Below are 25,201 nucleotides of genomic sequence, written 5' to 3' on the forward strand. Positions count from 1 at the left end.
GAACCGCCCCCGTGAAGGGACGCCAAGAAAGAGGGGGAGAGAGGGGGGAGAAATTAATTCCTGGCAAAGCGGGATTTGAGCTAACCTAAAAATGAGAAAATCTTAAATTTTTCTTAACCTGAGGGGGGGAAAAATTAGTGGTGTTTTTTGGCGGAAGGCAAGGGGAGCATCCCGTTTTTGCAAAGACTGTCACCCTCACCCCCCATTCCCCTCTCTCCCAGGTCGGGAGAGGGGCGAAAGAATCAAGAATTCTCCCCTTTCCCCAAAGTGAGAGAGGGGTTGGGGGTGCGGGGGATTACAAAAATGGGAGGCTCCCGAAGGCAAGTGCGTCTCCCTAGAAGAGTGGCAAGAGAAGACTGGCAAAGAAACCCGAATGAATAATAATAGAATACGAGTCCTGAGAGGTTTATCTTTTCCGGGCAATCCCCCAATCCAAACTCTAAAATCTAAAATCCACAATCAACATGACTCTCAAGCGCAGAGATTTCTTGCTGTTCCTGGGCGGTAGTGCCGGCGCAGTCGCCTTGACTTCCCTACAGTCCTGTGGGCCAAACACCCCGACACAAGCGCCTTCGCCCGCCGCCCAGAAATTCGGCTTTCGTCCTATTAAGGGCCCAATGCCGGTGACAACGGATGGGATCTCACCGGCACAGCAGCTGGAAGCCTACAAAACCTATGAAGTCGCGGACGATTTGGTACTTCCAGAAGGCTTTGCCTATCAGGTGATAGCCGCCTGGGGGGATAAGGTTGGGAATTCTCGCTTTGGCTACAACAACGACTACCTCTCTTTTGTGGAAACCGGCCCGGATGAGGGCTACTTGACGGTCAATTTTGAGTATATCAGCGATATCCCTTGGCGGCAAACTTTCCAGCAGGTGATTGGCAAATCCCTGCCTTTTGAGGAGGTGGACGATGCGGTGAAAAAAGCCGGCGGCAAAAAAGGGCTGAATGCCTTCGCCCTTCCGGATAAAGACCCGATTAAGGCTAAAATCCTGGAGATTTGCAAAGAAGCTCTGACAGATCAGGGGCTGGGGGTGATTTCCCTGCGCCGCAAGGCGGATGGCTCTTGGGAGCGGACAAATTCCCCGGCGGACCGGCGGATTACCGGCATCTCTGGGCTGGAAGATGGCAAGTATCTGAAAGCTACCGGCCCGGCTGTGGCCATTTTTCAGAAAACCCAGGGACAGGGCTATATCGACGGACTGGGCGATCGCATTATTGGCACTTTGGCTAACTGTGCCGGTGGCACTACTCCTTGGGGTACGGTGCTGAGTGGGGAGGAAAATTTCCAGGCGCAGGTGGCGGAGCCGGTGTATGCTGACGGCACGGCTGCAGATCCGGGGGAATTAACCTTCAGCAGTACCAGCATTGATGGGCAAGGGAATGTGTTCGGACTCGCCGGCAACAAGTACGGCTGGATTGTGGAACTCGACCCAGCCAACTCCGATGATTACGGCACCAAACACACTTGGTTGGGGCGCTACCGGCACGAAGCTGTGGGGGTGCGCGTAGAAGCCGGCAAACCCCTGGCATTTTATTCCGGGTGCGATCGCATGGGCGGGCACGTCTACAAGTTTGTCAGCAGCGAATCGGTGGGCGACCCGCAAGATAAAGCCAATTCCAACCTGTTGACAAATGGCATGCTATATGCTGCAAAATTTAAGTCGGACGGCACCGGCACCTGGATTCCGCTGAAAGCCGACACGCCGGTGAATCCCGACAGCCCCAGCAACATTATAGGGCAAATGATTCCCTTGCCCTATAAAGCAGAACAGGGGGCTCCCCTGTCCTATCTCGAAGCTAAGAAAGATGAGCAAATCAAGCAATTTAAGCAGAAGTACAAGACGCTGGGCGACTTGTACACCGGCACCCCACAAGAGAAACAAGGCGCGATTCTGATAGACGCTCACTACGCCGCTAATGCTGCAGGCGCTACTAGCACTGCGCGTCCGGAAGACACCGAAATTGCGCCTGACGGTTCTTTATTTATTAGCTTTACTGCCGGTCTTTCTGGGAAAGAAGGGGGACCCGACAAGCGGATTTTCAAAGGGCCACATGGGGAGACGCCTTACCCGTATGGCTGGATTGTGCGCTTGCAGGAAGTGGAAAATGACCCCGCAGCTATGAGCTTCCGCTGGAAGATACTGGCGACGGGCGGGGAACCAGCAGCTGGGGGTCTTGGTTTTGCTAACCCGGACAATTTGCTGATTGACCGCAGCGGGAATCTTTGGATGGTGACGGATATGGGCACCGGTGGTCATAACAAAGCGGTTGAGAGTCGGGTTGATGCTGAGGGAAAGCCGGTGAAGCTGTCGAAGCTGATGGGTGCGTTTGGCAACAATTCTATCTGGTATATTCCCACATCGGGGGAAAATGCCGGTAATGCTTATCTTTTCGGTTGTGCGCCAATGGAGTGCGAGACGACGGGGCCGTTTTTTACCAGCGATCAGAAGACGCTATTCCTGTCGGTGCAGCATCCGGGGGAGGCGATGGGAATTCGCAAGGATATGGCGGCGGACATGCGGGAGTTTGCGATGCTGAGTGCGGATGGGAAGGAGTTCGTGCAAAGTCGCAAGGTGCCGGTGGGTTCCAATTGGCCCGGTAAGGGGGCGAATGACCCGCCGAAGCCGGCTGTTGTGGCGATTCGCCGGCTTGATTCTGGGGAGATTGCGTGACGTTCTATTTTCTCTTTCTCCCCCTCTCCCCTTGTGCGGGCGGGGAGGGGGTGAGGGGGAATCCCTGTGCTTTAATTGATAAGGCGGAACACACCCCCACTCGGTAGCGGTGCGTTCCGCGCGCGAGTCCACCCCTGTGCGAGAATGGATGACACGGAACGCACCCTACTTCCTACAAGGCGATTGACAGAGTGACGCCTACAGTGTATTCTAGCACAATAGGGAGCAAGTCACATGGGAAGCCGGCTATGAACTTAAATAGGAGATAGAGTATGAATTCTAAGCTATTCTGGAAAATGTTTAAAGACCAAACAGTCAATGGCCAATATTACCTGAAAGAGTTGCTGGGGGTAGGGGGATATGGGGCAGTTTTCCAAGCCGATGAAGTGGTGGGCAATCGCTTTATGCGCCAAGTGGCCCTCAAGCTGATTCCAGCGGATGAGGAGGAGAAAAACCGCGAAGCCCAGCTCCAGGAACTCATCGCCGCCGTTAATCTAAATCACCCTCATCTGTTGCGCTGCTTTGCCCCTGGCGAGTGCCATATCGAGGAAGATCCTTATTTGTTCTTGGTGATGGAACTCGCAGAAGAAACCCTAGAGAAGCGTCGAGGTCAGGGCGTTTTTTCGGCTGATGAAGTCCGGGACATAGTGCGAGGTTTAGCATCTGCCTTAGTATATCTCCACAGTCAACCGGATAAATTAGTGCATCGGGACTTGAAATTAGCCAACGTGCTGAGAGTGGGGAAACAGTGGAAACTGTCAGATTTTGGCTTAGTGCGTCGTGTCGGTGCCAAAAGTGGCACTCGCACCACTAATGTGAGAGCGACAGTCCAGTACGCTCCTCCTGAAGCTTATCAAAGAGTCATTACACCCAGCTGGGATTTGTGGTCTTTGACAGTGATGATTGTGGAAATGCTCACCGGTCAGTTACCCTTTTCTGGGGAGACGGAAGAAGAGTTGATAAAAGCTGTGCTAGACTGTGAACTATTGATAGACTGGTCGAAAGTGCCGGCACCTTTTGACGAAATTGTGCGAGGGGGTTTGATAAAAGATTATAAAGCCCGCTGGACAGCACAGCAAGTCCTGAGTGCACTATCATCACCGCCATCGCCCAAGACGCAACCAGTGGAAAGTCTGCGTGGCTATTTTATATTGCCACAACTGGCGCTGGAGGGAATGGTGCGGCGACTGGGACGGGGATGGATTAGAAATGTGATTCCCCTGAATCAGGAGTTGGTGCTGGTGTGTGCCGGTGGCGGCGCGGCACTGTTTAATATGAACAGTGGTGAGGCGCTGTGGGAAATAGATTGTCCAGCGAATTGCGGCGCTTTGAGTCCTGATGGCACTCTGCTAGCATTGGGTGGGGCGCGAGATATCTATTTGTGGGATTTGCGCAGCGGGCAATTCCTGCGACAGCTTTCTGGACATGGGGATTCGGTGAGCAGCGTCGCCTTTTCCCCAGATGGCAAAATTCTGGCGTCGGGGAGTGGGGATAAAACCGTGCGACTGTGGCATGTCGCTTCAGGGAGTGAACTGCGACAGCTTTCTGGACATGAGAATTGGGTGTGGAGCGTTGCCTTCTCCCCAGATGGCAAAATTCTGGCGTCGGGGAGCTGGGATAAAACCGTGCGACTGTGGGATGTGGCAACAGGGAGTGAACTGCGACAGCTTTCTGGACATGGGGATTTGGTGATCAGCGTCGCCTTCACCCCAGATGGCAAAATTCTGGCGTCGGGGAGCTCGGATAAAACCGTGCGATTGTGGGATGTGGCAACAGGGAGTGAACTGCGGCAGCTTTCTGGACATGGGGATTTGGTGCTCAGCGTTGCCTTCACCCCAGATGGCAAAATTCTGATGTCAGGGAACTCGGATAATACCGTGCGACTGTGGGATGTGGCAACAGGGAGTGAACTGCGACAGCTTTCTGGACATGAGAATTCGGTGTACAGCGTTGCCTTCTCCCCAGATGGCAAAATTCTGGCGTCGGGGAGTTGGGATAAAACCGTGCGACTGTGGGATGTGGCAACAGGGAGCGAACTGCGACTGCTTTCTGGACAGGGGGATTTGGTGTACAGCGTCGCCTCCTCCCCAGATGGCAAAATTCTGGCGTCGGGGAGTAATGATAAAACCGTGCGACTGTGGGATGTGGCAACAGGGAGTGAACTGCGACAGCTTTCTGGACATGAGAATGAGGTGTACAGCGTCGCCTTCTCCCCAGATGGCAAAATTCTGGCGTCGGGGAGTAATGATAAAACCGTGCGACTGTGGGATGTGGCAACAGGGAGTGAACTGCGACAGCTTTCTGGACATGAGAATGAGGTGTACAGCGTCGCCTTCTCCCCAGATGGCAAAATTCTGGCGTCGGGGAGTTGGGATAAAACCGTGCGACTGTGGGATGTGGCAACAGGGAGTCAACTGCGACTGCTTTCTGGACATGAGGATTCGGTGTTCAGCGTTGCCTTCTCCCCAGATGGCAAAATTCTGATGTCGGGGAGTTGGGATAAAACCGTGCGACTGTGGGATGTGGCAACAGGGAGTCAACTGCGACAGCTTTCTGGATATGAGAATTCAGTGAATAGCGTCGCCTTCTCCCCAGATGGCAAAATTCTGGCGTCGGGGAGTGAGGATAATACCGTGCGACTGTGGGATGTGGCAACAGGGAGTGAACTGCGACAGATTTTTGGACATGGGAATTCGGTGTGCAGCGTCGCCTTCTCCCCAGATGGTAAAATTCTGGCATCGGGGAGTTTGGATAAAACCGTGCGACTGTGGGATGTGGCTTCTGGGAATAAAGTTGCTTCTAGGAATTCAGTGTGGCAATTTTTGTCGAATGTTATTTTTGGGGAACAACTGCAAACACTGTCTGGACATAGGAATTGGGTGTGGAGCGTCGCCTTCTCCCCAGATGGCAAAATTTTGGCGTCGGGGAGTAGGGATAATACCGTGCGACTGTGGGATGTGGCAACAGGGAGTAAACTGCGACAGCTTTCTGGACATGGGAATTTGGTGTGCGGCGTCGCCTTCTCCCCAGATGGCAAAATTCTGATGTCGGCGAGTGAGGATGGTACGGTGCGGTTGTGGGAGGTGGGTTCGCTGTAGGGGTCCGCGTGGGAATACCCCCCATTTTTGCGGGGGAATTGATAAGGCGGAACGCCCCTATTTTCTGCCTCCCATTTGTCTGCGAGAATTGATGACGCGGAACGCATTCTATTTTCTGCGCGGTGCGTTCCGCGTGCGAACACCCCCCAGGATTGCCGGCGGGGTTTTCGGGTAGTGCCGGGGCGGGTTTAGTCATATTTTTCCCTGTGAGATCGGGATTTCGGGCGAACCCGCCCCTACGGGGGGTTGACAGCAGCATACATAGCCTTGTAGGGGAGGGTTCTGCCAAGATATTTATGGCACAGAGCAGAATATGAATAAACCCGCCCCTACCTCGCCAACAATAACGGTGCTACCGGACATGATATGAGTTTCAATCGCCCGGTAGCTCTAAGTGCCCCCCTGTGCGATAATGGATTGAGGCGGAACGCACCCCACGTTCGTCTGTCACCGGCAACAAACCCAACACAAGATAAAGGAGGTATTTGATGAACCCACCGGCATCCTCCCGCTGGATTCAGGAATTCGAGAAATTGCTCCTGCGCCGGCAGCACGCTATCCTCTATGGCAATATCCACGATTTGCTGCTGTGGCGGGAAAACTATCTGAACACCCGCGAGTTCCTGAAAACCTATTTCGCCGACAGGCAATTCCAGGTAATTTTCCGCTACGATGCGGTAGAGGGGGAGTACGACTTCCCGAACCGCGAAATGAGACTGCAGTTTGACAAGCTGGCGCTGCGCCGCGATTACCTGAAAACCACTTCCGATTTAGAAGAAAAATTTTGCCACTTCCTCGGTGCGCTCTCCCAACCGGCAATCCCAGTGGCCGGTGTGCTAGACTTGGGAGATATGCTGGTATCGGAAAGCGTCCTGCGCGGAAGCAATGGCCACCCTTTGCTGCTGCTGAAAAAATGCACCCTGGAAGCTTCTACTATCAGCGATGGCAAGTTGAAAGGATATCGCAACACTTTAGTTATCCTGCTCAGCGATTTAAAACATCTGCCAGAGTGGCTTTACCAGAATAACCCTTTTGTCGGACTGGTGCAAGTGTCGCATCCCGAACGGGAGGAGCGCCGGCAGTTCGCCCTGCGCTTCATTTGTCCGGTTGGCGGGGCGGGTGGGTTTTATCAGGGCGAGCAAATTAATTCCCAGCGCCCTTCCCCGGAAACCCCTTCTGAACTAGAATTATTAGCAGAGGAATTTGCCGACCTCACGGAAGGCTTTCGAGCGTGGGATTTGGAGGCGCTGCGCCACACCTCTTTGCAGCAAAAGATTCCCCTGCGACTCAAAGAAGTCTGGAAGCTGGTGGACTTATTTAAATTTGGCCGGCGGCAAGCTCCTTGGGAGCAAATGAACCGCGAAAAAATCTCCCGCTCGCAAGCAGAACTCTCTCGCGCCGTGATTGGGCAACCCCGCGCGGTGGCAGCGGTGACAGCGATGCTCACCAGTGCTAGAATAGGACTGAGCCTCACCGGCAGCAGCGCCGGCAAACCGAAAGGAATTTTCTTCTTTGTCGGTCCCACAGGCGTTGGCAAAACCGAACTCGCCAAAGCCGTCACCAAACTGGTATTCGGAGACGAGCGAGCCTTTGCCCGCTTTGACATGAGCGAGTATAAACAAGAGCAAGCCGCCGAGAAACTGACAGGGGCAGCACCGGGATATGTGGGCTATCAAGAAGGGGGGCAGCTGACCAATCGGGTTTTGCAACACCCTTACAGTATACTGCTTTTTGATGAAATTGAGAAGGCTCATCCCCGAGTTCTAGATAAATTTTTGCAAATTCTGGAGGATGGGCGGCTGACGGATAGCAAAGGGCAAACCGCCTACTTCAACCAGACGGCAATTATTTTCACCAGCAATATTGGAGCCTCCGACTTAACCGATCCGCACACTGGCGTAACAATCCGGCGCGGGATCGTGGCGCAAGTGGAGCAAAGCGATGCCGGCGAGTTCGATTACGAGAAAGTCAGAGATCACTTCGAGACAGAAGTCAAGTGGTATTTCACCAACTGGATAGGGCGAGCCGAACTTTTGAGCCGGTTGGGTGATAGTATAGTAGTGTTTGACATCTTGCGCCCGCAGTTCGTGAGGGACATTGGCCGCAAATTCCTGGGCAAACTGGCGGAGGTGGCTGAGGAGAAGTACCAGCTAACGCTGAAATTCCAGCCCTCAATTCTGGAAGCCCTCAGTGAGGAGATGGCAAAAGGGAACAACTTGCTGCTGGGGGGGCGGCGGATAAAAACCCTGCTGGAAACTCTAGTCGAGCGCCCGCTGAATCGCTGGATTTTCCACGAGTTTCCCGAACCGGCTTCCCTGACAGGAAAAGCCCTGGAAGTGGGGATAAAAGAAGGAAATTTGGAGGTAAAGCGTGTTTGAGTTAGAATTAGAGTGGGACAGACCGGCAAAACTGCTCGGACACCAGACAAAACACGTCCTGCGAGTGCGCATCCGCCCCCAGACAGGAGGGGCGAGTGGGCTGCCGGTGCGCGTGGCGGTAGCCCTCGATACCAGCATATCGATGGCGGGGGAAAAATTGGAACGCGCCAAAGAAGCTTGTCAAGCAGTTGTCTCCCAACTGCGCCGGGAAGATAAGTTATCCCTGGCGGGTTTTGCCACCAAGGTGAGCCCGCTGCTGGAGAATCTTGCCGGTGGGGAAGGCGCTGCAAAGAGAGCAAAAACAGCCCTCTCCCAATTGCGAGCCGCCGGTTGCACCCGCACGGATTTAGCGCTAGAATGGATGAAAGAAGCTTTGCCGGCGGAACGAGGAGTCGCCCGCGCGGGGATTTTGATAACCGACGGGCACGCCACCAATCTCAAAGGAAGTGTGCTGGATGAAAATGACAGGAAGCTGCTGATTGAGAAAGTAGAGCAATTCAGCAGTGAGGGGATTATGGTGTGTGCGGTGGGTTTGGGGAATGCCGCCAATTTTAACAGGGATTTTCTGGTAAAATTGAGCGATAGCGGCAAGGGGGGGTTTGTGTACGCGAACACCCCAGAAGCGCTAGAACCGGAGCTGGGGAAGAAACTGGCGTCTTGCCAAGCGTTTGTCACCGTGGGAGGGAAAATATTGCTTGCTCCCAGTGCCGGTGTGAGGGTGGAGGGATTTTGCCGGTTTCGTCCGGAATACATGCCCTTAGAGGAGAGCGCCCCAAACGAATTGAGCCTGGGGGCGATTCGCGCCGATACCCCAACAGACTTGCTAGTTGAAGTCAGCATCCCCCCAGGGCAAATAGGGGAGTCAACCGGCAATCGGGATGTGATTTCCGTGCAGTTAGAGGCGGATATTCTAGCAAAGCCGGTGGCGGCAACAGCGGGGATTTATCAAACCAATGGCTATGGGGAGTCGCAAAAGATTAACCCAGAAGTCAACCGCGACCGGCTGTGCTGGGATATAAATGTTTGCAATGACGATCTGACTGGCACCGACGATCCCAAACGCACGGGGGAATTGCTGGAAAATATGCAGGCAGCAGCGCTGAGAGCGGGGGAGATGCAGATTGCCGGTCAAGCGAAGCTGCAGCTTGACGAGCTTAAAAAGACTGGCCAATTGAACCCCGACGGCGTTACCAAAATGCTGAGGGATTCGCGGAAATTAGGAGGGGATGCGTGATGTGAAGTGAAGCATATTATCGTTCCCAGAAAAGCAGCCGGCGATTGGAAATCGCGGCTACACAGACGAAACCCGCCTGCGCGGGTTTCAAAGCAAATATACCCTGGGAACGAGAGAAAATGCCCCATGCCCCATGCCCCATGCCCCATACCGAATACCAGCGAGATAAAATATGAGCAGTGATTTTGGCACCGCCCCCCATCCCGATGTATTTCTCACCCCCGATACCGCCCAATTGCGGTTGCTCAACGGACCGGCATCGGGGCGATGTTTTCCCCTCAACCGGCTGCAAATGGCTGTCGGGCGTCACGATCCGCCGGCAGTAAAAGTTGATATTGACCTGACAGGATGCGAACTGGGCACTCCGCCTTCTGTATCTCGCCGGCATGCTGAATTCCAGTGGGTTGAAGGGAAACTGCAAGTGGTGGATTTGTGCAGCACCAACGGCACTTTTGTCAATGGGGAGTTTCTCATCTGCCAAGCCGCCAAACAGCCCTCCGCACCTGTTACACTTGAAGTGGGGAGTAAGGTGAAACTCGGCAATCTGGAATTTGAGGTGATAGTTCATTAGGTGCGGCAATTTGGAGAGCAGAGAAACTGACAGAAGCTTGCCGGAATGCAGCTTTAGAGGCAAGCGGTTATGATAAGCTTTTAGGCTTTTAATCTTCTTATCTGCCCAAAGGAGGCAGAGCCTCCTGGACAGCGTTCCCAGGCGGAGCCTGGGAACGAGGGTGAACCCACCCCTACAGAAGGCGAACACACCCGTCGGGATGCCGGTGTTTTTCAATACCGCCAGGTCAATACCCCTTGCGCAACTCCTCTATGGCCCAGTCAACTGCTTTGTTTAATGCCCATCTCAACCCCTCTTTAGTGAGAGTAATGCCTAATTGTATCCACAAATTTTCAGTGGTCATGTTCTCTCTCCTTATGCGATAATAATGCTGTAACTTCCCGGAAAAACTGGCATCTTAATGCCCGCCCCGCTCGCGTTCCTGGGTGATATCGGTTTGCCCGGTGGTATTGGTTGTCCCGGAACTGCTCTCATTGGCTGGCTGTTGGGATAGCAATTGAGCTTCAATCGTTGGATCGGCTTGAACATTGGGGTCAGCAGCTTCTGCAAGTCGCTCCCCAAATATTCCTTTCCGGATAGCTCCCATGATTCGTTCCTTGTTTTCAGCATCCGATAAATTCGGATCGAAATACTCGCGCAGCGCGTCGAGGAAGCTTTTAGGAGTCAAAGAGGGAGCCACTGCTTTAAGCAGCCGAAACTCTGCGTCGATAAGAAAATTCAATTTCATAGATTTTACTTTCCTGTTGGTAGAGACGCAATAAATCGCGCCTGTCTTGTAGAGACGCGATAAATCGCATCTGACCCTCCTTACCGTTCCCTAACACTGCTAGGGAATGGACATTATTTTTTTATATAGCACATCACTAACTGTATGTCAAGGATTTAAGCAGGAAACGCCCTCACGCCTGTACTGAGGGCGAAATCAAGAAACCCGGTTTCTTGAAGAAACCGGGTTTCTGAGTTTTACGAGCGGAGTTTTGCTGACCTATTTACTGCACGGAGACAACAACTCCCTGACTTTCATTAGCGATGCGATCCACGGCGGAGACGGCGTAGGTTCCTGGCCCAACTCTGGCACCGGCAGTGTCGGCGGGGACAATTCCCAGGAGTGCCCAGCTGTTGCCGGTGCGCTTGTAAACAGTCCAGGAGCGAATGTCGTCAGAAACTGCCGGGTCCCAAGCGATCGTACCGGCACTGGCGGTGACGCCTGTGGGGGGAGCGGGGGGTTGGGCGTCTAGCCAAGGCATCGCCGGTGGGAGTGCCGGTCGGGGATAAATTGAGGCTTTGAAGGCATCATTAACGCCAAGGCGATTTTCTTTGAAAACCTTCATGCTGAAAAAGATATTTCCCAAAGAGAAATCGTCTGCTTTGCGGCGAGAAATCTCAACCTGTCTCTTGAATTCGGAAATCGGCCAGCTTTCCCCGTTGAGTTGGCTCAGGTAGTTGCCGGCGTATATGTGCCGGCCTTGGGGGTTATTTTGCGTCCACCAATTCAGCAGTGCGGGGTAGCTTTGCTGGGGCGGATCGATGCGCCAGTAGAGTTGAGGAGCCATATAGTCAACCCAACCTTCTACCAGCCATTTTTTGGCGTCGGCATAAAGTTCATTGTACTGGTCGAGTCCCACAATTCCTGCCGGCTGTCCGGGGCGGTATATGCCAAAGGGACTGATCCCAAATTTGACGTAAGGTTTGGCCGCTCGAATGCCGTCTGAGAGGCGCTTCATCAACCTGTTGACGTTATCGCGCCGCCAGTCGCCTCGGGAGAGGGAGCCACCGGCAGCCCGATAAGCGGAATAGGTTCTGGAGTCGGGGAATTCGATGCCGGCTTCGGGGTAGGGATAGAAGTAGTCATCGAGGTGGATGCCGTCAACATCATAGCGGCGCACCACATCCATAATGACTTCATAGGTTTTGTCCTGAACGACTTTGGCACCGGGGTCCATCCACAGCAAATCGCCGTATTCGTAGGCGTATTCTGGATATTGCTCCGCCATGTGATTGCCGGCGAGACGGAATTGCTGTTTTGCTTGGGCGCGGTAGGGGTTGAACCAAGCGTGCAATTCGATGTTGCGCTTGTGGCTTTCTTCGATGGCAAATTGCAGCGGATCGTAGAAGGGTTCTGGCGGCTTGCCTTGGGTGCCGGTCAGCCACGCACTCCAGGGTTCCAGTTGCGAGTTATAGAAGGCGTCTCCAGCCGGACGCACTTGCAACACCAGTGCGTTCAGGTTCAGGGCTTGCATCTGGTCGAGGATGCGGATCAGCTCGGCTTTTTGCTGCGCCACCGGCACTCCCCGCTTAGAGGGCCAGTCTATGTTGGCCACGGTTGCCACCCACACGCCCCGGAACTCCCGCGTGTGGCCAACACTGGCGAGTTGAGAGGCCGGCTCTGTCTGTTGGGCTAGTCCTGCCGGTGGAAAAGCGGCGTAAATCTGAGTCACGGCTAGTCCGAAGAGCAGAGAAAGACCGAATGCCAGGATTTTGCCTTTTTTCCGGTTTGTATGATAATCGGGGGTCGGGGAAGCGGCTCCGGCTTCGGGCAGATGCGACCGGCGTTTCCCCAGGGATGCAGCCATATTGCGGCCAAAAAACCGTAATTGGCTGTAAATTCGGAAAATCAGGGCAGTTAAATTCATCTTATTTGCAAGGACTTGATGTTTTACCCCTAATCAGCAATGCCCCCCATCATACCAAGCCGGTCAGTTTCTGGGAAGCGCATCTTAAATCCGGGTGTTTACTTTGTGAAAGTCGGGTGCGTTCCAGGCGGAGCGCTGCGGGATATGCCGGTGGGAATATTCCCAAAGTGGGGCTCTTGTGTCTGCCGTGCGGGGATCTGGGGGATGAACTGTCTGTGAGACTGAGACAAGCTCAACCGGCACACTCCGCACCGCCTGCGCAGCAGTCGCCTTTATCTTTCCCCGCTCCCACCTTGAAATCCGCAAAGACGGATTGCCTTTCCCGCCCCGCGCCTCTCCCCGAGTGGGCAGTTAGAGCAAATCCGCCTGTATCCTTTTTTTTATACCTGAAGAATAAATATTAAAGCCATACAAATAAAATCCGCGGATAGATATCGCGTTTAGTAGGGTCCAGAAACCCGGTTTCTTTAAGAAACCGGGTTTCTGGGTACCTCACTAATCTGAGAAACGCTATATAAAGATGCTGTGGGGGCGGGGCGAACCCGAACTCTTTGGCGCACAGCGAAGGATTGTAATAAACCCGCCCCCTCACCCCGGTTCCTCCGAGATATTGACAAGCGCCCGCCCCTGCCGGAATGCTGTAGGGGCGAGACTCACCCGAAACTTTGCCCCACAGCGAAGGACTGAAACAAATCCGCCCTCGCCCCCAAAACCCGCTCCCACAGTCACGCCCCCGCCTTTCTCATATAAAATGACGCCAACTGAAATTCTATGATATGATAGCTACAGGCACCGGCACAGGGATTGCAAATCTCTTGTAGAGACGGGATTTATCCTGTCCTGAACCGGCACACGAGTCTCTCCCGCCAACCAACGGGGTTTATCACTTTTAAACCCGGAGAAAAATTCTATGAAAGATTACCTCTCGCAGCTAGAGAAAAAAGTTATCGCGCAGATGAATCTTGCGCGGACAAATCCAGCCGCCTGTGCGGACACCTTGGAAAGCAGAATCGGGTATTATAATGGGAAAATGCTGCAAGTTCCAGGAGAAATACCCGTCCTCACGAATGAAGGGGTGAGGGCAGTTGAGGAGGCAATCCTCTTTTTGCGGTCGGCTCGTTCTTTACCGCCCCTCAAAGTGTCGAGAGGTCTGTCGCTAGCCGCGAAAGATCACGTAAAAGACCAAGGGCCAAAAGGTCTAACCGGCCACAGTGGCAGTGATGGCAGCGATCCTTTTTCCCGCATGAATCGTTACGGTCAGTGGCAGCGGGCGGCAGGAGAAAATATCAGTTATGGCGACCGGACAGCAGAAGATATTGTCATGTCTTTAATTATAGATGACGGAGTTCGCTCTCGCGGGCACAGGAAAAACATGTTTAACCCCGACTACTTAGTCACGGGAGTTGCTTTCGGCCATCACGTCAAGTATGGGGCCATGTGCGCGATTAGCTATGCCAAAGCCTACAGGTCAGTAGCTCAGTAGGGTGGGTTACGCAACGCTTACCCACCCTACTACTACGGCTTTATTTTATTTTAAGATCGCCGGCGCATTTTCCTGCTAAGATGCACGCATTGCATCAACCGCAGATTTCATTCCTCTGCCCATGACTTCCGATCGCGCACCGGCTGAACCCACTCCCAGCTTCATCTCTCCCGCCATTCCCCCTAACCTGATGGCGGAATATCCCCCCGCCGGCTCCCCGCTGAAACTGGGAGTGATGGCTTCCGGTAGCGGCACCAACTTTGAAGCGATCGCCCAGGCGATTGCAGACCGGCAGCTGAACGCCAAAATACAAGTGGTGATTTACAACAACCCCGCTGCGAAAGTCGCCGCACGCGCCGACAGCTGGGGCGTGCCGGCTGTGCTGCTCAACCACCGCGACTACAAGCGCCGCAAAGATTTAGATGGCGAAATTGTCAAGACCCTGCGGGAGTATAATGTGGAGTGGGTAATTATGGCCGGCTGGATGCGAATCATCACCGACGTTCTCCTTGACGCTTTCCCGGACCGAATTCTCAACATCCACCCCAGCTTGTTACCGAGTTTTCCGGGCGCGAATGGTGTTGAGGATGCGCTGAAAGCTGGGGTGAAAATAACAGGATGTACGGTTCACATCGCCCGTGCGGAAGTGGACTGTGGCCCGATTATTATACAGGCAGCGGTGCCGGTGCTGCCCGAGGACACGCCAGAAACCCTGCACGCCCGCATTCAAGTCCAGGAACACAAGATTTTGCTGCAAGCGATTGTCCTGGCAGCCGCCGGGCGTGCCGGTTGGCACCCCTCAGTCTAGGATAAAACACGCCGGCAGTGTGGTAGTCTTTTTTATGGCTATTTAAACGCTGTCTTTCTACTTACTGACATGAGTGTGACATCAAGAATGAAAGGCTGGATGCCCTTTATGGCGTGGGGGATTCCAGCCGCGTACTTTTTCCTGGCCTTCTTGCAAATGCCGGTGGGAATGGCCAAAGGTTTAGACCCCTCTTGGACTTATGCGATCGGTCGCGCTGCCGCCGAAAAACTTATCTTTGGCAAAGACATTATATTCACTTGCGGGCCTTTTGGATACCTGGCTGTTTTTGGACTGGCCTTAAAGCAGCACTTTTTTTCGGTAGTCGGGTTTCATGTGGCCGTCCACTTAATATTTTGCGGGCTGGCTGTTGCGAAGCTAAGGAAGCTGAAACAGCCATTACAAAAGGTGTTAGTAGCGCTCAGCCTGACCGTACCCTTTCTGCTGGGAATCTCAATTTTTGAATACGAACTGATCTACACCTTTTTAATTGTCCTGTCTTTCGACAGCCTGTGGGAGCGAAAGTCAGTCAGATGGGCGGCTGTGGGACTGGGAGGCATTGCCGGCTTTTGTTTGCTGACCAAGTTTACTATCGGAATTTACACCCTTGGCTCGCTGATTTTGCTGTTAGGGGCTAATTGCTACAGCGCTCTCAAATCCAAATCCGACAGGCTGATTAGCTTTTTGGCTGTCACCGATGCCTTACTGGCAGCCATCTCTGTTGCCTTCATATTTTTAAACCCCAACCCCAAAATAAGCCTGAAAGAGGTACTCCTGTGTCTGTTTTTTGCCGGCATGATTGGGGCAGTCACTTGGCTGGTGCAGAAACGAATCCTTCTTCCCTTTATCGCGGATGTAGCAAAAAAAGCTAAGAAGAGAGCGCCGGGATTAGTCTCAGCAGTGCGCCGGCTAGGCTGGAAGGGAGGATTTTATGTCTCCTACTGTTTGTTCCTGAGCGTAACAGTTTTGTATTCCTCGCCCTCACTGGCAGCTTATATAAGAGGCTGTCTGGAAATTTCAGAGGGGTATTCCAGCGCCATGAGTATAGTAGGATCTAGCTGGGAGCTTGGATTGGCGGTTTCTGAATTAATTTTGGTATCAATCCTTCTCATCTTAATAGCCAGAGAAGGAAATCTGGGCTGGGCTCTGGTTCTTGGGTTTGTTTTGGCGCTAGCCTTTAAACATGGGTTTGTCCGCAGCGGGCTTCACGCTGCTAGTTTTATCCGCTTCACCCCCATCATCGTTTGGCTGTGTTGGGAAAAACTTAAAACAGTGCGCTTTCAAAAGCTCTCAAATTTGGCGCACGGTTACGTCCTAATCCTGGCTCTCGCCTACCTGACTGTGAATCTGGGGGTATTCATCCCTTACGTTCAGGCGTTAACGCCGGCGAGAGTGGGGGCGCAGCTGTCATCCCTCCTCAATCTCAAGGCGTTTCAGTCCAGTTTGAATGAAATTAGTGCCGCAGATTTAGCTCAAATCAAGCTGCCCGAAAAGGCGATCCGTCTGGTGGGAAACAAAGCAATAGACATTGTTCCCTGGGAAGTCTTGCTAGCAGAGGCCAATCAACTGAATTGGAAACCCAGACCTGTTTTCCAGTCTTACTCAGCTTACACGCGCTTTCTGGACAGCGCCAACTATAAGAGTCTGTCCTCCGCGCCGAGAGACTACATCTTTTATAACTTCACCTCGATTGATGGCCGGCACCCTTTCTTTGACGAGCCTGAAACATTTTTCTACATTTTGTGCAACTATGAAGTCTCCCCGAAACTGCCTGAGTTTATCAATATGCCAGGTCTGTCCAATCTGACGATCCTGTCAAGGCGCAAGTCCAGTATCTGTTCCGCCCTTCCCGGAAGCAAAACAATCTCAATTCCTTGGAACACGCCCCAGCCTTTGGAAAAGAGCGAGGGCTCGATAGTTCGCGCCGCAATTAAGTTCGAGTATTCCACGTTTGGCAAACTCTATAAAACCCTCTTCCGAGTGCCGCCGGTTACGGTGGAGGTCACTGACATGAATAATGTTAGCTGGATTGCCAGACTTCTTCCAGGGAATTCAGAAAACGGCGTCCTCATCAGTCACCTGCCTCAAGACGCTCTTGAAGCCTTCTCGCTGTTTCAAGGAGAATTACCTAGTCCGGTGAAAAGCTTTAGCTTTTCGACAAGAAATCCTTTTCTCTTTAAATCCAATATCCAGATAAGCTTTGTCTCCTACAATCTGGCCAGCGTCCAGCCCCCACCTATCTCACTAGAACAAATTTCATCTCGGCTGAGTGCGCTCAAGTTCCTCCCCAAGCCGACTGCGGACTTAAAGGGATTTCTGGACACCCGAAACACAAAGAAGGATAAGCCTTTTAGAAAAGGCGACACCATTTCGCTGTCTGGATGGGCGACTCGGAAATCAGTCAAAGGACAGACGAATTTTGTTTTGCTAACCTATGGAAAGGATAACAAGCCGGTCGGCGTTACGACAATTCACTTACCCCGCCCAGATGTTGCGCAAGCGCTTCAAAGCAGCGCTTACAGCAACGCTGGCTGGAAGATTGACTTGAAGGCGGAAATTATGCCAAAGGGAACTCACAATCTCAAAGCCTGGATTTACAAGCCGGCAAGCCATTCCGCTGTACCGCTGACAGGGGTGTACCGCGTTGAGATTCGTTAAGCCGGTGAATCCCCTCGTTCCCAGGCTCCGCCTGGGAACGCCCGTTTGGAGGCTCTGCCTCCTTTCGACCACATGCCGATTAAAAGCTTAACAGCTTATAAGCAGGTGAACCGAGGTTATGGGGTGCGTTACGCTTCGCTAACGCACCCTACTTTCCTAGCGGAAGAAATGGAGATTTCCGTAGAAAATCACTAAGTAGCTGATCAGCCAGATGACAATGCTCAATTTGATGCGACTGTCTTGCAGCAGAATCCGATCCGGTTCCTCAGCACCGGCTCGCACCATCACCAGATGTTTGTAGTGCATGATGGCGTAGTGCACAACCGGCACCGTCACAACCAGAGAGGGATTCTTCCCAGAAGTGGCGGTAAACAGCGCATAGCACATCACCGTCATAGTGGCGGTGCTGTTCACCAAAGAATCCAAATAGGGTACAGTGTAGTGGGACAAAACCGGCCTTTGGCTGTTTTCTTTATCCCCCAAATCGAACAGTTCGCACCTCCTTTTAGCAAACCCCAAAAATAGCGCCAGGAAAGAAGTGCAAAGCGCAATCCACGCCGTCGGTGTGTCGCCCAGCGCGTAAACACCGGCTAGCAGTCGCAGCACAAACCCAACAGCAATGCAGCTGACATCCAGCAGGGGCAAGTGTTTCAGCTTCAGCGAGTAGGCGAAATTGACGGCAACATAGAGGGCGAGACACGCCAGTGTTGCCATCCCAAAATAATAAGCCCCAGTCAAAGCGACTAGGGCGAGAAAGAGGGCGATAGAACCTGCAGCGCTGACGCTGACTTTTCCACTGGCGAGGGGGCGAAACCGCTTTTTTGGGTGCTGGCGATCTCGCTCTATATCCTGAATGTCGTTGAAAATATACATGGCTGAGGCAGCAGCGGAAAAAATTGCCACCACCGCGAAGGCTGTGACAGTGGCAGCCGGTTGGAATAGCCGCCCACCAAAAATCACCCCCGCCAGACAGAATAGATTTTTCGTCCACTGGTGCGGGCGCAGCAATTTTATGATATGCGGAGTCACGCTCGTGACATAATAATCATGCCGGCTAGAATCGTTCCTAATCCCACCCATTGAGTCACCCCCAGACGCTCTCCAAAAAACCAGCTTCCGCCCATGGCAATCAAGCCAAATCCGATGCCGGCAAACACGGGATATGCCGCTGAAACCGGCAATTTCTCCAGCGCTTTCGCAAACAGCACCAAGTTAATTCCATACACGAGTACCGCCCCGATGAACCAGGGCGAGAACAGCAAGGAAATTAAGCCGGGATCGGGGGCTTCCAAGCGCGAACGTTTCAGCAGTAAACTCCCAATGCAATTGTTCACCGCCGCCGCCAGCAGAAATCCCCACGCCACCCAAGTCGCATTCATCTCATTCTCCCCGCCTGACTAGGAAAGTTGCTTCAAAACCCATAACAGTTTCTCTTTTACCGGACGCCGGTGAGGTGATTTTGCCTTTTCAGCCGCTAGCTTATCATAGTTTTGCCTGAACCAGTCGTAGCTCTCGCGGAACATCTCATCATTGGAGTATTTCGGCTTCCAGCCCAACTTCAGTAACGGCGTCACATCAAAATGGAACGCTTTGTGATACGTCAGGTAGTGCCAGGGCGCTAAGGGACTTAAACCCAACCAGTCTAGCACTGTCAAGGTGCCGATTGCCAGCCACGCCGGCACACTTTTAACTTTTGAATCCGTGCCGGCGTAATCAATCAGATTCTCTAATCCCCCTCGCAGCGTGCCGTATCTGTCTGTGCCGACATTGTAAATCCCCGGCTTGCCCAAGTCCAGGGCTAGCATGTAGGCATCCATCAAGTCCAGGGCGTGAACAAACTGAAACTCGACATTGCCGGTGCCGGTGACATAAACGTTTCTTCCCTCTTGAATCCACTCAAACAAGATTTGAAAAATCCCCAGTCTCCCCTCCCCCAGAATCGTGCGCGGGCGGATTACAATCAGTGGCATACCGGCTTTTTCGCAAATCTCGCGCACCGCCAACTCACCGGCTAACTTGCCCCTCCCGTAAATTTCTATGGGGTTAGTAGGAGTCTCGCTGGTAATCGGGCAACTTTTCGGAGCGCCAAAAATCGCGCTCGAACTCATGTGAATAAAACTCTTCACCCCCGCCCGCACAGCTTCTTCCGCCGCAATGCGACTCCCTTCGACATTCACTTCCCAAAATTTTCCGCCCGACTTTGTGAGGGGAACCAGCGCCACATTGTGGTGGACAATATCGGCACCCCGCATCGCCGCCGCCACACCGGCGCGATCGCGGATATCGCAATGAATAAATTCTATCTCCTGCGGACGAGTCGGATCTTCCCAGATATCGAGGATTTTCACCTCCTCGCCCCGCTCCCAGAGACGCCTAGCAATCAGATTCCCCAAAAATCCCGAACCGCCGGTAACTAAATGCTTCATGTATTCCTGTCCAACCTCCACCAACACCACTTGCGAACATCATACAGCAGCGCCGCACATTTGTAAAGAAGCTGAACCAAATTTTTCTTGCTCCTTTCCTGGCGATTGGAAATCGCGGCTATACAGACGAAGCCCGCCTTCGCGGGCTAATAGAATAGCGAGACTCTCAAAATCTGCGCAGTTCCCCTCGTTCCGGGGCGGGCACGGGGACCCGCCCCTACAGCCTGGGAACTAGGCTCGATCAGCTCTGCCTCCTTTCAAGAAACAAGCTGATTACAAGCCTAACATATTAGCAGCTCAGTTAGCATCAATCCCCCCGTATTTCTCAAACACCCAGCGCAGACTGCGCCGCATTCCTTCTTCTAGCGCTATTTTTGGCTCATAGCCCAGATCCCGCCGCGCTTTGGCAATCGAGCACGCAATCGTTTTATTCATCTCCGACAGGACATGAATTTTCTGATTGTACAGTCCTGCCCCCTGCATTAAAGCATCCACAACTAGCGCAATCTCACTGGCAATTCCTGGCAGCCTCAATCGCTTGTGCGCGCACTTCTGCCCAAATTCATTGTCTAACAAACGCTCCACGGTGTCAATAATCTCGTTCATGGAGTAAGGGCGATCGTCTGCAATCCAGTAAATCTGACCGGCGGCTTTTTCACTCACGCCGGCAAGCAGCAGCCCTTGACAGAGATTGTCGATATATGCCATCGATCGCAGATTATTCCCACTCCCCACAATTGGCCCTTTCCCATTGCGAATCATACGGAAGAACAGGGTTTGCCGGGGTGGCTGGTTGGGGCCATAAAACCAGGGCGCACGAATAAGAACAGTTTCAATTTTACCAGATTCCTGGCGCTCTTTCACTGCCAATTCCATCAGCATTTTCGAGCGCCCGTAATTCATGTAAGGGTTATAGGGCGAGGTTTCATCAAAGAGGTGATCGGGATGGGGGTTGCAGCCGCAGGGAGAGTTGGAAGAAACCGCAACAGCCCGCTTAACACCGGCATGAATGGCAGCCTCCAGCAGATTTTTCGTCCCCCCTACATTCACCTGATAGAACTCTGCCACCCTTTGCGGGTGGATAATACCGGCAGTGTGGAACAGTATAGCGCCCCTCGCCCCCTCGCAGAAGCGCTCGCAATCTTTCGGCTTGCGCAAGTCGCCGGTGACGACTTCAATGCGTTCGGAAATGCTTTTGAGGCGGGAACCATCCTGTTGCGGTAAAATCAGACAGCGAATCCGCAGATTCTCAGCCGGCTGGCTTAACCCCTTGCAATCCGCCAACCCCTTAACCAAAGCCTCAACCAAGCTAACACCCAGCCAGCCAAAAGCGCCGGTAACTAACACCAAATCTGTGCTAAAATCCATATCCTACAGCTTCCCTAAAAATTTCAGCGCATTTCGCCGCGCAATCGCCATAATCGAACCCTGTGGGTTCACCCCCGGAGCTGAACACAGCAAACTCGCATCAGCAATATAAAGATTCTTGAATCCGTGAACCCTCCCAAAAGAATCCGTTGCGCACCGCTGTTTATTTTCCCCCATCGGACAGCTCGAAAACACATGCACCGTCATTAAATTTGTGCGGGACACCGGCATATCGGGGAGCTGGGCAATATCAGCCGGCTGCCTGAATATTTGCCCTTGAGTAATGCTGGGATAGAGCGCCACCGCACCGGCTTCAAACAGCAGCAGCGAAAGCTTTTGCAGCGCCTCCGACAAATCTTTCAAATCCTGTTGTGTGAGCCGGTAGCGCACCAGCGGATCGCCAAACCCTGGCAGGCAGCGGACAGAACCGAAACCCTCTCCTGCAATCATAGCATAATAAATCGCCATTTTTTGCCAAGCTTTATCAACCTCACCGGCACAATTGGGGCGATCGTTCATTGCCAGAGCCAGGTAAGCCGGCGAACTGATAGAACAGCCAAAGCTAAATCTGGGCGCGAACTCTTTGACTTGATGCACCGGCACCCCCATATCCGCTGAATTCACCTCCTCCGGAAATCGCGCAATTACCTTAACAGACGGGTGCATCTGCAAAGAATTGCCAATGTTTGTCGCGATACCGCTGCGCCGCAGCAGTGCCGGTGTTTGAATCGCACCCCCACAGACAAACAAAGTATCAGCTTTAATTTGCACCGGGCGAGATTCAGCAAACTCACTTTTGAGAATCCACTGATTTCCCGCTTGGCGAATTGACTTCACTCGCGTATTTGCCAGCAGCTTGCACCCCGCCTGCAGCGCCCTGGGAATAAACGTTTTCGTCATCGATTGCCGCGTTCCATTCTGCGCAGCTATTGTATCCCCCGATTCCTCGTATTTAAACCAGCGCGGCACTTCCAAAGATTGCCATCCCAGACGCACAGCACCTTCATGCAGCTTCAGAGAAGCAGCCGGTGCCTCACCCGGAAGATAGCAGACACTCACATCTTTTTCGCAAGCCTCAAAGTGCGGCAGCAAATCCGCTTCATCGAGAGCGTCCACCTCAAATTCTTTCTGCCATTTCTCCAGAATTTCCGGTGGTGTGCGGTGATAGAGTCCGCTATTGATTTCGCTTCCGCCGCCGGCGCACCGCCCCTCAACGTACTGAATTTTTGGCGTTCCAAACGCTGCAGTAATCCCGCCATTGCGATACTTCTGCACCATCTCTTCCCGCGAAAAAGGCGTGCAGGATTCCAGCGGCAAATAGGAGCCTTCTTCTATTAAAATCACATCCCGACCGGCTTCCGCCAGCAAACAAGCCGTAATTGCGCCGCCCGGCCCAGAACCAACCACAGCAATTTCGCATCTCAGCTGCGCCGGCGGATTGGCGATAACATTGGAATTGGTAGATTCAGACATTTTAGAATTCCCCGGCGGTTGAAACCGCAGCTACACAAACAAAACCCGCCTGTGCGGGTTTTCAGATTCTAGCTCTTATTTTAGTCCGCGAAGGCGGACTTCGTTTGTATAGCCGCGATTTCCAATCGCCGGGTAGCTGGAATACCAGCAGAATATCACTAAACTCTCATAAAAGCGCATCAAATCCCGGCAAAATCCAAAAGACGAATTTTTCCAGGATTCAATCTGACGCCACCGAACTGCGTGAGGCTGCCGGTGGAAAAGAGCGCCTCCCCGCCCAATGCCCCACAGGTCAAAAATCAGGGTGAGCACCGCCACCGGCAGCCGCAGGAAGTCAGGCATCCGCCGGTACTGCCCGAGGACAAATCGCACTACTTCATTATGCGGAAAATCCTCTGCTAAGTCAACCGGCTGGCAGTTCTGGTGGATGATTGAGTAGCAGAGTGCGGAAACGGTGGATTGGAAACTCCGTGAGATGCCCAACATTTTCACTACTTCTCCACTTTTACCTTGAGTTCGCCCTTTAATTTGAGAAACCGGCTGCCTGCCCGATCGTACACCCACGCCTTGATAGCGGTTTCTCCCACCGGCAGCGATTCCGCCGAAAAATTAACCGCCCATCTGGCTTTTGCATACCGGCTGGAATTCAGCGCTTTGGCCACATCCGGACTGTCCAAGTGTACATGCGCACTCGCGAAGAATCTTTTCTTATTTCCTTCCGATAATAGAACTAAACCCGGCTGTTCGAGCCGGTCTGGAAACATGGCCCATCCATGTGCGAACAAACTCCCGTCTCGCTTGACGACTGTCTTTTTTTCAACTTGGAAGCCGGTGTCAAAGATGCCGTACACTTGACTCGGCTCGTTAATGAACTTTATATCTTTGGGAAATTCTCTCAGTCCGATTTCATCCAGCTTTTTTGCGAAATACTTAGCCGTAGGTGCGTGAGGAATAACCAGCAGCAAGCAGTTATCCGGCGAGCTCCCATCAATATAGTTGACCAGTTCAAAGCAGGTTTTAGCGTTCTGCTGTTGGATGTGCACTTTGTTGATTTGAGTGGCTATCGCCTCTCCCGATTTTGCCACAATCAAGCCCATTAAAAAAAATGCCAGTCCCCTATATACCTGAACCCCAAAACGAGAGGATTTCAGTTTGGCAAAGTCCCACCAATTATTCCCCCTCCCCGCTAGCGGGGAGGGGGTTAGGGGGTGGGGTTCCGGGGCTATATCCCTCTCCTCCCGCTCCAAAAACAATCTCCCCATCTGTATGGCGGAGATTATTATGAATATAGTCGGGGTTGTGTACCTGGATATCAAAGCCCACACTGCGCTGCCAGAACCGGCTCGCCCTGCGATGTTGAGGCTGGCGTAGAATACCGCAAATAAACCTAAAGATAGCCAAGGGGCGGCAGCAATCCTAAATTCAGGATCGCACTTTTTGCTGAAGAACTGAAAGGCAAAAAACAAGTAGGCGCAAAAAACTATTACTCCCACCACCGGGGCGAGATTAACAGCATACTCTGGGACTGATGCGGTTGAATACAGATTCTTGAACGCGGGGTAGTCGAGCCAGGTGTAGGGATTGATTGCCGCGACTAAGGGCGAACCCAAGAGCCTGAAGAAATAGGCTCCCGCCAATAAAGGATGTTTGAGAAAGTAAAATATATCTGGACTTTCGGGCGGCTTTTGATAGCCAATCGAATAAATTGCTGCTGACAGTGCGAACAGCGCCACCCACCCGACAATTCTTTTCCGCTTCTCTTGAAAATTTCCGGGAATAACTGCTACTGTAGGGACTAGCGCTAGCCAAGAGAGCAACCCGTGGGCGGAGGAAAAGCTAGCAATAAAGCAGAATACAGCTGCACCGGCTAGTCTTGTTATTGGCTTCCATGCCGGTGCGACTGCTAGAAATATCGCAATCGCTACGCAAGCATTGATTAAAAACCAGGCGATTTGAAACCCCCACAGCCAGTTCTCCCACTGCACTAAGGAGAACACCAGCATGCAGGTGAGGAAATTGGCTAAATGAAACAGCCCTTTGCCTCCTGTCTCTCTTTGCTTCTCTCTTTGGTAGGCGGCTATTTTGTAGAGGGCAAAAAAGGTTACTATCCCTAAAAAAACGCTGAAATATAATTCGCACCTAATGTCCCATTTTGTGGCAAACGCTAGCGCTGTAGCGATTAGCTTTGGGAAAAACATGCGGTGTTCGTTATGCTGGTTAAAAAAGTCGGCAAAGGTTGCCTTCCCTTGGCTAACTTTATTAAAAATATCTGTCCATCCTATTTCATCCCAAAACGGTAAATTTACCCCAAAGCTGGCGACAAACCACAGCAGCAGGGCGAGCGGGATGAGATAGAATGTCAGGAGAAACCGGCCATCCTTGAGAATTAGTTTCATCTG

At 52.6% G+C, this 25,201-nt stretch carries 18 protein-coding genes; 9 read left to right on the forward strand and 9 right to left on the reverse strand.

The features are described 5' to 3' along the window. Positions 1 to 464 precede the first annotated feature (464 nt). The 5 genes from OSC10802_RS0131270 (at position 465) to OSC10802_RS0131290 (ending at position 9,956) form a co-directional block, all read left to right on the forward strand. Positions 465 to 2,675: a PhoX family protein gene (locus tag OSC10802_RS0131270; RefSeq protein WP_017720707.1), complete on the forward strand. Its 2,211-nt coding sequence runs from the start codon at positions 465 to 467 to the stop codon at positions 2,673 to 2,675. Positions 2,676 to 2,947: 272 nt separating this feature from the next. After that, positions 2,948 to 5,773, forward strand: coding sequence for a serine/threonine-protein kinase (locus OSC10802_RS0131275; RefSeq protein WP_155968931.1), 2,826 nt, complete (start codon positions 2,948 to 2,950; stop codon positions 5,771 to 5,773). Positions 5,774 to 6,261: 488 nt separating this feature from the next. Further along, positions 6,262 to 8,151: an AAA family ATPase gene (locus OSC10802_RS0131280; protein ID WP_017720709.1), complete on the forward strand. Its 1,890-nt coding sequence runs from the start codon at positions 6,262 to 6,264 to the stop codon at positions 8,149 to 8,151. Beyond that, the gene (locus tag OSC10802_RS0131285) at positions 8,144 to 9,385 is read left to right on the forward strand and encodes a vWA domain-containing protein (protein WP_017720710.1); all 1,242 of its coding nucleotides are present in this window, start codon (positions 8,144 to 8,146) and stop codon (positions 9,383 to 9,385) included. The genes OSC10802_RS0131280 and OSC10802_RS0131285 overlap by 8 nt, the downstream gene beginning before the upstream one ends. 172 nt (positions 9,386 to 9,557) lie before the next feature. Continuing rightward, the gene (locus OSC10802_RS0131290) at positions 9,558 to 9,956 is read left to right on the forward strand and encodes an FHA domain-containing protein (RefSeq protein WP_017720711.1); all 399 of its coding nucleotides are present in this window, start codon (positions 9,558 to 9,560) and stop codon (positions 9,954 to 9,956) included. A gap of 397 nt (positions 9,957 to 10,353) precedes the next feature. On the opposite strand, the gene OSC10802_RS0131295 is transcribed toward OSC10802_RS0131290, so the two are convergent. Continuing rightward, on the reverse strand, positions 10,354 to 10,683 hold the full coding sequence (locus OSC10802_RS0131295; protein WP_017720712.1) for a hypothetical protein: 330 nt from the start codon (positions 10,681 to 10,683) through the stop codon (positions 10,354 to 10,356). A 262-nt stretch (positions 10,684 to 10,945) separates the two neighbouring features. After that, positions 10,946 to 12,589, reverse strand: coding sequence for a glycoside hydrolase family 10-like protein (locus OSC10802_RS0131300; protein WP_017720713.1), 1,644 nt, complete (start codon positions 12,587 to 12,589; stop codon positions 10,946 to 10,948). Positions 12,590 to 12,628: 39 nt separating this feature from the next. Between OSC10802_RS0131300 and OSC10802_RS55070 the strand changes: the two genes are divergently transcribed. From OSC10802_RS55070 to OSC10802_RS0131315, 4 genes are all read left to right on the forward strand, one after another. Next, complete coding sequence (locus OSC10802_RS55070; protein ID WP_155968933.1) at positions 12,629 to 12,808, forward strand: hypothetical protein; 180 nt, start codon at positions 12,629 to 12,631, stop codon at positions 12,806 to 12,808. 691 nt (positions 12,809 to 13,499) lie between these two features. After that, complete coding sequence (locus OSC10802_RS42735) at positions 13,500 to 14,072, forward strand: CAP domain-containing protein (RefSeq protein WP_017720714.1); 573 nt, start codon at positions 13,500 to 13,502, stop codon at positions 14,070 to 14,072. Between the two features lie 121 nt (positions 14,073 to 14,193). Then, entirely contained in the window at positions 14,194 to 14,880 is a 687-nt protein-coding gene (purN, locus tag OSC10802_RS0131310; protein ID WP_017720715.1) for a phosphoribosylglycinamide formyltransferase, read from the forward strand. 69 nt (positions 14,881 to 14,949) lie between these two features. After that, a complete protein-coding gene (locus OSC10802_RS0131315) occupies positions 14,950 to 17,535 on the forward strand; it encodes a hypothetical protein (protein ID WP_155968935.1) in 2,586 nt (861 codons plus the stop codon). 156 nt (positions 17,536 to 17,691) lie between these two features. On the opposite strand, the gene OSC10802_RS0131320 is transcribed toward OSC10802_RS0131315, so the two are convergent. The 7 genes from OSC10802_RS0131320 to OSC10802_RS0131350 form a co-directional block, all read right to left on the reverse strand. Then, positions 17,692 to 18,564 (reverse strand): decaprenyl-phosphate phosphoribosyltransferase, encoded by an 873-nt coding sequence (locus tag OSC10802_RS0131320; RefSeq protein ID WP_026098979.1) that lies wholly within the window; start codon positions 18,562 to 18,564, stop codon positions 17,692 to 17,694. Beyond that, a complete protein-coding gene (locus OSC10802_RS0131325) occupies positions 18,561 to 18,914 on the reverse strand; it encodes a DMT family transporter (RefSeq protein WP_017720718.1) in 354 nt (117 codons plus the stop codon). Before OSC10802_RS0131325 ends, OSC10802_RS0131320 begins: the two co-directional genes overlap by 4 nt. Positions 18,915 to 18,932: 18 nt before the next feature. Beyond that, positions 18,933 to 19,961 carry an NAD-dependent epimerase/dehydratase family protein gene (locus tag OSC10802_RS0131330; RefSeq protein WP_026098980.1) on the reverse strand — a complete coding sequence of 343 codons (1,029 nt, stop codon included), beginning with the start codon at positions 19,959 to 19,961 and terminating at the stop codon, positions 18,933 to 18,935. A 297-nt stretch (positions 19,962 to 20,258) separates the two neighbouring features. Then, entirely contained in the window at positions 20,259 to 21,329 is a 1,071-nt protein-coding gene (locus tag OSC10802_RS51675; RefSeq protein WP_017720720.1) for an NAD-dependent epimerase/dehydratase family protein, read from the reverse strand. 3 nt (positions 21,330 to 21,332) lie between these two features. Then, positions 21,333 to 22,802, reverse strand: a complete 1,470-nt coding sequence (locus OSC10802_RS51680; protein ID WP_017720721.1) for a GMC family oxidoreductase N-terminal domain-containing protein — start codon at positions 22,800 to 22,802, stop codon at positions 21,333 to 21,335. A gap of 75 nt (positions 22,803 to 22,877) precedes the next feature. Next, positions 22,878 to 23,288, reverse strand: a complete 411-nt coding sequence (locus OSC10802_RS0131345; protein ID WP_232731861.1) for a hypothetical protein — start codon at positions 23,286 to 23,288, stop codon at positions 22,878 to 22,880. Between the two features lie 5 nt (positions 23,289 to 23,293). Beyond that, positions 23,294 to 25,198, reverse strand: a complete 1,905-nt coding sequence (locus tag OSC10802_RS0131350; protein WP_017720723.1) for a hypothetical protein — start codon at positions 25,196 to 25,198, stop codon at positions 23,294 to 23,296. Positions 25,199 to 25,201: the final 3 nt, after the last annotated feature.

The organism is Kamptonema formosum PCC 10802, assembly GCF_000332335.1.
Classification (GTDB): Bacteria; Cyanobacteriota; Cyanobacteriia; order Cyanobacteriales; family Oscillatoriaceae; genus Oscillatoria.